General features: G+C 53.3%; 7 protein-coding genes. 3 read left to right on the top strand and 4 right to left on the bottom strand.

Annotated features, from left to right (window positions below):
- Positions 1-55: 55 nt before the first annotated feature.
- A complete protein-coding gene (gene rtcR, locus CLR69_RS13635; protein WP_129713450.1) occupies positions 56-1,648 on the bottom strand; it encodes an RNA repair transcriptional activator RtcR in 1,593 nt (530 codons plus the stop codon).
- Between the two features lie 191 nt (positions 1,649-1,839).
- Between rtcR and CLR69_RS13630 the strand changes: the two genes are divergently transcribed.
- Both CLR69_RS13630 and CLR69_RS13625 read left to right on the top strand, forming a co-directional pair.
- Positions 1,840-3,075, top strand: a complete 1,236-nt coding sequence (locus CLR69_RS13630) for an RtcB family protein (RefSeq protein WP_165346018.1) — start codon at positions 1,840-1,842, stop codon at positions 3,073-3,075.
- Positions 3,076-3,091: 16 nt separating this feature from the next.
- Positions 3,092-4,438, top strand: a complete 1,347-nt coding sequence (locus tag CLR69_RS13625; protein WP_129713449.1) for a HEAT repeat domain-containing protein — start codon at positions 3,092-3,094, stop codon at positions 4,436-4,438.
- A 12-nt stretch (positions 4,439-4,450) separates the two neighbouring features.
- Here CLR69_RS13625 and CLR69_RS13620 read toward each other — a convergent pair whose 3' ends face one another.
- Complete coding sequence (locus CLR69_RS13620; RefSeq protein ID WP_129713448.1) at positions 4,451-5,242, bottom strand: HNH endonuclease; 792 nt, start codon at positions 5,240-5,242, stop codon at positions 4,451-4,453.
- Between the two features lie 153 nt (positions 5,243-5,395).
- Here CLR69_RS13620 and CLR69_RS13615 point away from each other — a divergent pair, with 153 nt between their 5' ends.
- Entirely contained in the window at positions 5,396-6,493 is a 1,098-nt protein-coding gene (locus CLR69_RS13615; RefSeq protein WP_129702645.1) for a DUF1615 domain-containing protein, read from the top strand.
- A 98-nt stretch (positions 6,494-6,591) separates the two neighbouring features.
- Here CLR69_RS13615 and CLR69_RS13610 read toward each other — a convergent pair whose 3' ends face one another.
- Complete coding sequence (locus tag CLR69_RS13610) at positions 6,592-8,541, bottom strand: methyl-accepting chemotaxis protein (protein ID WP_129713447.1); 1,950 nt, start codon at positions 8,539-8,541, stop codon at positions 6,592-6,594.
- A gap of 360 nt (positions 8,542-8,901) precedes the next feature.
- Positions 8,902-11,556 carry a fibronectin type III domain-containing protein gene (locus CLR69_RS13605; RefSeq protein ID WP_129713446.1) on the bottom strand — a complete coding sequence of 885 codons (2,655 nt, stop codon included), beginning with the start codon at positions 11,554-11,556 and terminating at the stop codon, positions 8,902-8,904.
- Between the last annotated feature and the right edge of the window lie 68 nt (positions 11,557-11,624).

Raw genomic sequence — 11,624 nt, 5'->3', positions numbered from 1 at the left:
ATAAGGTGTGGGGGGAGTATGGGATGTGTTCCCGTTACCGGTGGGAGGACGATCCTTATCCCTCCTGTTTCAATCCCTCCCAGCTCAGCCCAAAACGTGTCAGATACTTACGCAGTCGGTCAGCGTCGTTGGGCTTCTGTTTTTGCTGGCGTGAAACGGCGAATAACTGGCGACCGGCTTCGGAGAGCGAATTGGAGGTACGACAGACGTCGAGCACGGTTTCAAGCTGACGCTGTTCAAACAGGTCGATGTTGGCGAATTCAGGCGGTAATTCGGGTGAAAATGCAGTTTTCGAGGCATCGCTGTGCCAACTTGCTTGCAGGCGAACCATTTCTTCCGCGACCAGTGCAACGGTGATGCGGCCTTGTTCCGCCAGCGTCGCCATGCGGGCGATGGAGGAGCCGAGTTCACGGAAGTTGCCACGCCACGCGGCCTGCGGTGAGCAGGCAAAGGCGAGGTAGCGTTGTCGTGCATCTTTATCGAAGCGAATCTGCGTTTGGTGATCGCGTGTGAAGCGCTGGAGTTCGTAGTCAATATTCGGTTCGATATCTTCCCGTCGTTCCGCCAAGCCCGGCAGGGGAAAGGTCCACATATTGATACGGGCGTAGAGATCTTCACGAAATTTACCCTGTGCAATCCACTCGTGCAGGTTGCGGTGCGTACCGGCAATCAGTTGGAAATCGCTGCTGACTTCTTTATCCGAACCAAACGGTAAAAAGCGTTTTTCTTCAATGGCTTTGAGTAGCATGGCTTGCTCATCCAGCCCCAGTTCGGCGATTTCATCCAGAAACAGCATGCCGCCGTCCGCTTCACGTAAGAGCCCCGTTCTTGCTTGTAACGCACCGGTAAACGCGCCTTTCACATGACCGAATAATGTCGACATCGCATTGTCGCCGCGCAACGTGGCACAGTTAACCGCAACAAACCGACCGCTGACCAGATGGCGAGATTGACGTAACTGATAGATGCGCTGAGCCAGAAAGGATTTCCCCGCACCGGTCGGGCCGGTCAGGAGCATCGGCGCGGTAGAACGCAACGCGACACGTTCAATCTGGTCGATCAGCGCGTTGAACGTGCTGTTGCGCGTCTCTATACCCGATTTCAGGAACGAAACTGAGCGCTCTTGCTCGTGCTGGAAGCGGCTGGTGAGTGTTGCGTAGCGGCTAAGATCCAGATCGATAACGGCATAGATGCCCTGCGGTGCGGGGCGATCCGCTTTCTCCCCTGGGGCGGTTTGCAGCAGCTTGGCGGGTAGGTAGCGGGCTTCGGTCAGAAGGAACCAGCAAATCTGCACGACGTGGGTGCCGGTGGTGATATGAACGAAATACTCTTCGTTCTCGGTATCGAACGGGTAGCTGCTCGCGAAGTCCAGAAAGGCGCTGTAAACCTCTTCGAGGTTCCACGGATCGCGCAGCTCAACAGCCTGAAGCGTGACCTGTGTGGCCGGTGACACCACGGCGATATCCTCCACCACCTGCTGTGCCATTCCCTCGTTGCGTGACTGGTGCAGCAGTTCCAGGCGATCGACCGGAAAATCGGGCTGTTGGCACAGGCCGACGGTAGGACGCCATTTCGTCCAGCGGTTCTCCCGTTTACCTCGTTTATCCAGCGTGGTGCCCAGCACACCAATAACGACGCGACGTTTCATTTTATTCCTTTATATAAATTATTATCCTATAGGATAAATTTACCTGTTCTTTTACTTTGTTGCCAGTTCGTGTGGTGAGTTTTTTATTTATTAATTATCAAATGATTACGTTTTTATTGTGTCTATTTCAAAAATCTGGCACGTCTTTCGCTATATCTCAGGTGAACAATGACAAACAAAGAGAATAAAAAATGGAAGAGATGAAAAAGCAGGATTACGACATGATGTCTCCAGTGAATAGTGCACCGGTAAAAATGTGGACACAGGGCGTACCTGTGGAACCGGAAGCTCGCGACCAACTGCTGAACACGGCCAAAATGCCGTTCATTTTTAAACATCTGGCGGTAATGCCGGATGTGCATCTGGGAAAAGGGTCGACAATTGGTAGCGTGATCCCGACGCGTGGCGCGATTATCCCGGCGGCGGTCGGTGTGGATATCGGCTGCGGGATGATTGCGGTGCGTACGTCGCTGGTTGCCAGCGACCTGCCGGATAACCTGATGGGGCTGCGTAGCGCGATTGAACAGGCGGTGCCGCACGGACGTAGCGTCACGCGTTCTAAACGCGATGTTGGTTCCTGGCAGAACCCGCCACAAACGGTGGACGCTCACTGGTCACTGCTGGAGCCGCGTTTTAAGCGTTTGACGGATAAATACCCGCAGTTGCTGAAAACTAATAACTATCAGCATCTGGGGACGTTAGGGACGGGTAACCACTTTATCGAAATCTGTCTGGATGAAGTGGATCGCGTGTGGGTGATGTTACATAGCGGGTCACGTGGTGTGGGGAACGCGATTGGATCTCTGTTCATCAAGCTGGCGCAGGAAGATATGCAGCAGCACATCGCGAATCTGCCGGACCGTAATCTGGCGTATTTCGAGGAAGGTAGCCTGCACTTTGACGATTACATGGAAGCCGTCGAGTGGGCGCAGGATTTTGCCCGCCATAACCGTGAAGTGATGATGTCGCATACGCTGGCGGCGCTGTCCCGTATTGTGACGAAGCCGTTTACCACTCAGCAGGAAGGCGTGAACTGCCACCATAACTACGTGCAGCGCGAAACGCACTTCGGTGAGTCGGTGCTAATCACCCGTAAAGGGGCGGTGTCGGCGCAGAAAGGTCAGATGGGGATCATTCCAGGATCGATGGGGGCGAAGAGCTTCATCGTGCGCGGATTGGGGAACGAAGACAGTTTTTGTTCCTGTAGCCACGGCGCGGGAAGAACCATGAGCCGTACTGCGGCGAAAAAACGCTTTACCGTGGAAGACCAGATCCGTGCAACCGCGCACGTCGAGTGCAGAAAAGACAGCGACGTTATCGACGAAATTCCGATGGCGTACAAAGATATCGATAAGGTGATGGCGGCACAGTCATCGCTGGTGGAAATCGTGCATACGCTGCGTCAGGTGGTGTGTGTAAAAGAATAAGAAGAGGGCAGGGAATATGGCATCGTACGACTTACTGCTGCAACAGTTGGAAAAGCTAGTGGCTTTGCCAGACAACTATTATCAGCCCACTCAGGCTGGCTTGATAGATTCGGCGCCACGCCTGATAGCGCTTACGCACCACTATAACGGGCATATTCGGCAGCGTGCGGTGCTGTGTCTGGGCTTCATGGATGAGGTTTCTGCATTACCAGCACTGATTGAACGGGTGAACGATTGGGCTGAGCCGGTACGCCGTGCGGCCAAACAGAGCGTGCGGCTGCTATTAACGCCAGATAATACAGCGCATTTTGTCGCTAATTTGCCTGGGATTTTCTGGCTGCTGCAATGTCAGAGGGAAAATCACCAGCCGCTGGTGGATGAGATTGTCAGCTTTCTGACCGAGGAGGCGCACGTGCCGTTGCTACTGGCGGGGCTGTCGTCTGATGATAAAACCGTCGCTCGATTATCTCTGGATATACTCGCTGAGCGTGAGCTGTTTCCGCTGAAGCAGGTTTTTGGTCAGGCGATGTTGCATCGCGATCCGTTAGTGAGGGCTAACGCGGCGCGGTATCTGCTAAGCGCGGATCGGGATGTCGATCATGAGGTGATGGCGATTCTGTTGAAAGATACTTTTGCCCCCATCAAGCAGGCGGCGTTGCAGTATGTGATGGACAACGCGTTCCCTGTTCTTGAGTCCCTGTTGATAGCGCTACTGTTGGATAAGAATGCATTGGTGCGCCAGCGTGCCTCAACACTGCTGCGTGAAAAAGACGACGATCCGGTTGTACATTATCTTGCAACGCTGGATCGGGAGGTGACGGTCACAGTGCGCAAAATCACGCTCTGGGGGCTGGATGAGCAGCGCTACGACGGCATTGTGGCGCTGGCAGAACGCAATCTGGACGAGCGCTATCCCAGCCTTTATCACAGCGCTTTGCGCATTCTCATTCTGCATACGGGTGACGATGCTCGCGAACGACTGCTGGTTTCTCTGCGCCATCCTTCAATTGCTATTGCGAAGGTTGCGCGGAAACTGTTTTACCAACAGAAAATCTATTTGTCGCTGCCTGAACTTCAGCGCTGTCTGGAAGGCGCGTCTTCCAGAGAACACGTTGAGGTGTACTACTTTTTAGCGCACAAGTTGAATAAATGGGACTGGCTGATTTTCCTGTTGGATAACGCGCAAGCAGAAAATGCTGCGCTAACGCAGGCGGGTGTGGCGTACTGGATACAGCGGTTCAACCGTTCCGGCATCCTGCCGAATACACGACAGCAGATGCGTTTGCGGGAATTGTTAGATAAAAAACCGCACGTTATCTCGCGCAAAAGTCCGTACATCGCCCTGTTTTTGTTTGGTAGCTGATTCGTTGCCTTCTTACCCCCGCCCCAAAAAAATATGTTCACGATGGTACGCCATCTGTGACAGATCGGGCGGGTAGGCGTCTGGCAGGTGGATTTGCTTACCTTCGTACTGGGCGAAGTTGACGTCGCTGATGGCGCTTTTCAGCTTTTTGATGCGCGGAGAGAGTAGCATTTCCAGCGAATCGTTGAAGCTGATCAGCCCCATATCGAAAGCTTTGTCATGCAGGTTGGACAGGCAGAGGCCGTTGCTGGGATTGAGTCGGTGTTCCGCGGCCATTTTCCACGGGCGAATATGGCTGGCGACCAGTAGAGCGGGCTCTTCCAACCCGGTCACGCAGCAGCGTTCGCCATAGTTACTGAGCACGCGTTTGCGAAAGAGCTGCTGACCAATGCGTGTTTTCACCTGTGCGAGGCGCTCGCCACCGTGATAATTACGGGTGTCGCTCTCGTTGGCCTGGAACGGTGATGGTGCAACTGTCGTTTCCATTGCTCCGGCTTCAAGCGATACCATTGCCTGCTGACACTGCTGTTCAAATAACTCAGGATTGTTGTCCATCTCCTGCCACAGCGCCCGGTCGGCGTTGGACGCGCCGCGCAAGCCAGTGCGACCGGAATCGATAATGAACGGGTCGAGGCTGGCGAGATTAACCAGCTTCATCGCCAATGCAGAAGGTGTACGGTTAATCAATGCAGCATAGCGAATGATATCGGGGTTACGCGAATGCAGCCTGCCAAACGGCAACTGACTGTACAATGTGAAGGCGATCAGCAGCTGATCCCGTGTCCAATGATTGGTTGCCGCCATACGTGTTTCGTCCGTTCGTTAGCGCATTCGGTTAGTGATAGCGCTAACTATGCCAGGCCAATTCGTAAAATGCATCCGTTTGCCTCCGGCTGGATAATTGGTGCTGGCTGCGCTAACGTTCTGACAGCTTTTCAATCATGGTACCGAGAGACTATGCCTCATTCTTATGCTCCCTTGTTCCGTCCCTTGTGTGCACTGGCTCTGCTGGTGTTGGCGGGTTGCGCCAGCAAAACGGCTACGACGCCGGAATCACGACCTGCGGATGTTCGCGCGCAGTTGCTCAAACTGTTGCCTGACAACGTGAAAGATCGTCAGGGTTGGGCAACCGATATCGCGACGGCATTTACTGCGCAGGGGCTCGATCCCAGTAATGAAAATTTGTGTTCGGTACTCGCGGTAACTGAGCAGGAATCGACGTTTAGCGCCGATCCACAGGTGCCGAATTTGTCGAAAATCGCCTGGCAGGAGATTGACCGCCGCGCGGAGAAAGTTCATGTCCCCGCATTTCTGGTGCGTACCGCGCTACTCATCAAATCCCCTAACGGAAAGAGCTACAGCGAGCGGCTTGATAAGGTGCGCACAGAAAAAGAGCTCAGCGCGATCTTTGATGATTTCATCGACATGGTGCCGATGGGCCAGCGACTATTTGGACGTTTGAACCCGGTACATACCGGCGGGCCAATGCAGGTGAGCATCTCCTTCGCCGAAGCTAACGCAAAGGGTTATCCGTATACCGTGGATGGATCGCTTCGCCGCGAAGTATTTAGCCGCCGTGGCGGGATGTATTTTGGCATCAAGCACCTGCTGGACTATCCGGCAAATTACCCGCAGTCCATTTATCGGTTCGCAGATTTCAACGCAGGACGGTATGCCAGCCGAAATGCGGCGTTCCAGCGTGCCGTCAGCCGTCTGACGGGAGTTAAGCTGGCGCTGGACGGTGATTTAATCAACTACAGTTCGGATAAAGCCAGTGCCACGGAACTGGCGGTGCGTGCGTTGGGGAAACGGTTGGATATGAGCGACAGCGCCATTCGTCGTGCACTGGAGAAGGGTAATAGCCTCGATTTTGAAGACAGCAGCCTGTATGAGCGCGTCTTTACATTGGCGGATAAGTCGGGCGGCAAGGCTCCGCGCGCTATCCTGCCGGGGATCACGCTGGAAAGCCCGAAAATCACCCGTAAGCTAACCACGGCGTGGTTTGCCCAACGTGTCGATGAGCGTCGGCAGCGGTGTTTAGCGAGAGCCAAATAGGTAACGCCCTCAATGAGGGCGTTAGTATCACAATGCTGAAAGAGCAGACCGACCATTGGGGCGATGTCGTCCACACTTCTCGAACGGCATCGTCTCCCTTACCTTGATAACAGCGCGTGCTGTAAAGGCTGCGGTGGTGCGCCATCGTCAACCTTGAAGCGGCTAACCAGAGATTCCATTTCAATCGCCTGTTCATCCAGTAATTGGCTGGCGACAGAAGCCTGCGAAACCAGCGTCGCATTCTGCTGTGTGACCATTTCCAACTGGCTGAGTGCTTCGTTAATTTGTGCGATGCCCAGCGACTGCTCATCGGCGGCGACTGCAATTTCATTCACCAGATCGCGCACTTTACGCGTGCCAGTGACGATGTCGTTAATCCCTCGGTTCGATTGGTTCACCAGCTTCGTACCTTCACTGACGCTGGCAATGCTGTCTGCGATAAGCGCACGGATTTTACCCGCTTCGTCTGCGCTACGCTGTGATAACTGACGAACTTCCGCTGCGACGACAGAGAACCCGCGGCCATGCTGCCCCGCTCGTGCAGCCTCAACCGCGGCGTTCAGCGCCAGCAGGTTGGTCTGAAAGGCAATGGCATCAATAGCGGCAACCACCGCATTCACACGCTGACTGGCATCCTGAATTTTCCCCATCGCGTCGCTAGCCGATTCGGTAATGGTTCCGACGCGATGAGCCTGATCGTCTACCTCTGTTGTTAACTGTCGTGCTTGTCCGGCAAAGTCTGCGGTTTGTTTTACCGTGACGGTAATCTCTTCCATGCTGCTGGCGGTTTGCACCAGAGAAGCGGATTGTTCTTCGGTACGCTGCGCCAGATCCTGATTGCCGTTAGCGATCTCGCTGCTGGCGCGTCCGATAGTTTGTGAACTGCGCTTAATATTCACCACCATGTCGGCGATGTTTTCCAGTGACGCGTTATAGGCCTGATTCAACTGTGAAAGTTCGTCAGTTCCCGGCACGCGCAGGCGACGTGTAAGATCGCCGCCCATCTCGCGAATGGTCGTCAGCGTTTGCTGAAGCTGCTCGTTGATACTGCGCATAATCATCGAAGCCAAACCAAGTGCCATCAGGAGAGAAATTAAGGCACCAGCCAAATAGCTAATCCAGGATTGGCGCGCATCGGCGGCTAAGGCGTTAACCTGTGTCGTCAAATCGTTGGTGGCGAGCTGCTCAACGTTCTTCAGTTCATCGATTTTTACCGTTTGCTGGTTAAACCACTGGCTGGCGTCAATGTCAAAATTGCCGCCGGGAGAGGCAATGGCTTTATTGCGCATCTGGAGTGCGCTCTGGGCAGAAGGGTTGTTAAGCGCCTGTTCAAAAGCCTTGCGCAGTTCGGCATTGGCGAACATGTTATAGGCGGTGATATACGCGTCTCCCTTACCAACCATCTGGTTTAGACGCTCGAACATCCCAGCAGCAAAGCTATTGGCAGAGAAGGTGTTAGAAAGCACGGCACGTTCAAGCCCTGCCTGTTCTTTGACGTTCAGCAGGTTGTAATAGGCCGCCAGACGCTGGGCAATACCGCCGTCGCTGACCAGGTGGGTCATATCTCCGACAATATTCAGCAGATAGCTGACGGAATCGGAATAGTAGCCGAGAGCCTGCGTAACAGAGATCGACATGCTGTCGATATTGCGACGATACTCGCCAATCTGTTGCATTTTCTGTGCAATTTTACCGATCTCGCCACTCACATCGTTACCGAGCTCACTCTCACTGAGATTCGCAGCCGTTTGTTGAAACTGTTGCTGTGCCCGATCGCTGGCTTGCCGCTGCGTAGTGAGTTCGGCGCCAAACTTTTTCCCCTGACTGCCAAAATAACCCGCGCTCATTCCTCGTTCACGCTGGAGCTGATGGGCCAGTTCGCCCGCATCGCGTGCCAGCGTAATCAGTTTCTCCATGCGGATCATTTCACTTTCTGTACTGCGTCGCTCCATCACGCCGGAAATACTGAACCACAGCAGGGCGAGGATCGGTGGGAGGAGGGCCAGAATGAACTTACTACGGATCGATATGTGATGAAGGGATTTCATAGATGTGCTCCATAGCCTGCAATCCGTCCTTTTCTGACATGTGCAGTTTGCAAAAGTAGACAGGGTTTATTTTAGTTTCGGCACATGGAGGCAATGATTTAGCGTTGATGATGCAACATCCATAAAAACAGTGCGTCTACTCTGGTTGGACTTCTTTCACAAGAAGATTTCACTATTGCGGTATGGTACTACCTCGTTATCTTTCTTTTTAATAACCAAATGTAGGTATTTGAATAAAGAGCATTCATGCGCTGCAAAATAATAGAAGAGATACATAAGGAAAATAGATGAGCAGATGGTGGATGTTAATGCAGTGTGGCCCCAGAACATCAGGGCCACGTGAATGTTGAAGAGAGTCTATTAGGGCTGACTTGCCATGGAAGGGTAGCTTTCTCCATTACCGTTAGTGGCAACGATCCGGTAGTAGTAACGACCAGATGCCGTGCCAGTACGATCGCTATAGCTATTTTCCGTTACCGTCGCTATAGCCTGATAAGTACCGTTTTCACTGGTAGAGCGCATGACTTTATAGTGCTCGCTACCGGATGACTGTGTCCAGAATAGCGTGTTTATACCATTGCTATTTTGCGATCCCAGATGCAATGGCGCGTTGGGCACGGGTTTGGCGTCACGGGTGTCATTCAGGTAGAGCACGGCGGTAGAACGTGGATCGACGGTGATGTTACCTGAGAGTGTGCGCTGTGATACCAGATCTTCCGCGTTCTTAAAGCCTACCGGCGTTTTCAACACGTAGCGATTGCTGGCGTTGGCGTTGATACCGATCAGATAGTGGCCGAACCGCGTGGCATAGAAATCGGCCTTACCCCGGAAAGGTTCATCGTTGGATGCATCCTCCGGTTTAATACCCAGTGGCAGCAGTTCCCCCGCATAGGCATTAGTCGGTGGGTTCGGTGGCGTATACGGTGTTTTCTCCGGCATGTCGATGCGGTTAGGCCGTGTATAGCTCGTCGTTGAACGGAAAATTGGGGTCGTTTCCAGTACACCGTACTGATCATAGCTCGGCGTGCTGAAATGGAAACGCGCCAGACCGTTGATACCCGTTCCCGCTTTGGCCTGCCAATAAGTGCTCAGCCACAGACGCTCATTGCCCTTTTTGACCGCCACGATAGCGTTTTCTTCATCCGCCCAGGCAGAATCCGGCTGGCCTGCGCTCATCGGCAGTCGTGCGCCGCTGTCGCTTGCGGTTTTGATCGTCTGGTAATCGGCAAAAACATCCAGCGCTTCAAATGCAGACTCTGCGCCGTTGAGGTTGTTAAAGAACTGATTGTCCTCCAGCATTTGTTTAGCATAGCCAATCAGTGTGGCATCCTTACTGGCCGCGGCGACGCGAAGTCCTTTGGCGCGTTCATTGGTATTTACCGCATCGACGTAAGCAAGGAAACCCGCGAAATTACCGTCGCTTTCGTGCGCACCACGCCAGGCTAACAGGCCAATCGCTTCCATTGCACGGTAGTTGGCACCATTACTGATTTCGATCGCGGGACGACGGAATGGCGCACGCGCTTTGGCCATTTTTATCATCTGCTTGCGAAAATCCTCATTGCCCGTCACGCGATAATATTCGGCGAGGTAGGACTGTACTTCACCGTAGCCTGCCCCGAGATATCCCCACTCGCGAGTCTGACCTTTGTCGGTAACCTGATAATAACGATCGCCGAACGGCGCCCAGCCACCGTCTCCCGGTCCGTTACGATCATCCCCCGTCCAGGGCAACAGGCCGACGGCTTCTTTGATATAACGCTGAGCCGTGGTTTCAGGGAAGGCGCGTGAATCGCTCAGCACCAGCAACCCTTTGTTGGTGAAATAAATATTGGTATTAGCGATGAGTGATTGGTTACTCAAGACCAGACGATTTTTCTGACGGCCAAACTCGCGGCTGGCGAACAGCATATCAGCCCAGGCCACACGGCGCTTTTTAACACCCGCGTTGCCATAGTTTACTGACTCATCAAGTCGTGAGGCTGTCAACGCATTCTGAAGGTAATAGATAGCCTGGCCTTGAGAGCCAAAATTGCCACCCCAGTTCTTTGTCGCAATGTTGGTGTCGGCGTAGTACTGCGCGGCGTAAGCATCGAGCGTTGCAACGACCTTATCCACCAAACTTGAGTTTTGATAGCTGACTAATTCGGGAACGGACCAGGCGCGTGCCAGATAGCGTAAATCTCCGCCAGACAGCGCATCGGTTGTTGAGGGCTTGTTGATAAGCGTTTGGATTCGATTATTCACTGCAGTGCGAAACTGACCGTTTGTGCCGAGGATTTCGTCACCCGGTGAAGGGCGCGTAGTAACGGCTGGCTCACTGCCCTGTTTTTCTCCCGCAACGTTGAGGAAGGGATCGACATGCGTGTAGGCACGATAAATGCCCCGGCTTGGCACATTCATTGCGTACTGATAAGGGTTGGCAGACTCTGGGCCTCCTGAGCCAAACGGATAGAGCCGTCCCGTTGAGACAATTTTCAATGTGACCGACGTACTGCCTTTGGTCATGGAATAGGGTAGCAGCGTGGTTGAGTAGAAAAAGCGCCCTGGCAGCGGCTTGTGCCAGTGGGCGACGCTGAGCGGCGAATAGTCGCCTTCGTGACGGTAACCGATCTGGTACTCGACGCCGTCTTTGATCATATAAAGGTAGAGGCGACCAGTATTAATGTTACCGTCGTCTTCCCCCCACAGTTTGACAGAGACGTAATTACGGCGCAGTGGATCAACCTGCATGGTAAATGTCAGGCTACCGCCATCGACACCGGGTTGCTGAAGCGGCAGTAATTTACGTGACGATTCGCCCAGAGCTCCCGCAATAGTCTGGCTGTTGTTTGCATCAAGGCTGTGGCCGCTTTCAGATGTGTTATCACCAAATGTGATGCTATCGACGAGGCCCGTTGCATCGGCAGTTGCGGCTAACGCTGGGTGTACTGTAGTGCTTATTGCATTGAAGGTTATTGCTGAGGCTAATGTCAGCGTCATGAACAAGGCTTTCCTGAGTCGTACAGGTATCATCGTGTAACTCCTTTTTCCGATTTTCATCGTCCATACTGTGAAGTATCACATTCTCGTGACAGGTTAAA

Source organism: Pectobacterium zantedeschiae (assembly GCF_004137795.1).
GTDB lineage: Bacteria > Pseudomonadota > Gammaproteobacteria > Enterobacterales > Enterobacteriaceae > Pectobacterium > Pectobacterium zantedeschiae.
The sequence above is the reverse complement of the archived record's forward strand: the minus strand, read 5'-3'. Positions and strand labels throughout refer to the sequence as shown.

Excerpts from the sequence above, each read along its gene's own strand:
- CLR69_RS13610 (WP_129713447.1), bottom strand. The coding sequence starts at position 8,541 with ATGAAATCCCTTCATCACATATCGATCCGTAGTAAGTTCATTCTGGCC.
- CLR69_RS13605 (WP_129713446.1), bottom strand. The coding sequence starts at position 11,556 with ATGATACCTGTACGACTCAGGAAAGCCTTGTTCATGACGCTGACATTA.
- CLR69_RS13630 (WP_165346018.1), top strand. The coding sequence starts at position 1,840 with ATGGAAGAGATGAAAAAGCAGGATTACGACATGATGTCTCCAGTGAAT.
- CLR69_RS13620 (WP_129713448.1), bottom strand. The coding sequence starts at position 5,242 with ATGGCGGCAACCAATCATTGGACACGGGATCAGCTGCTGATCGCCTTC.
- CLR69_RS13615 (WP_129702645.1), top strand. The coding sequence starts at position 5,396 with ATGCCTCATTCTTATGCTCCCTTGTTCCGTCCCTTGTGTGCACTGGCT.
- CLR69_RS13625 (WP_129713449.1), top strand. The coding sequence starts at position 3,092 with ATGGCATCGTACGACTTACTGCTGCAACAGTTGGAAAAGCTAGTGGCT.
- rtcR (WP_129713450.1), bottom strand. The coding sequence starts at position 1,648 with ATGAAACGTCGCGTCGTTATTGGTGTGCTGGGCACCACGCTGGATAAA.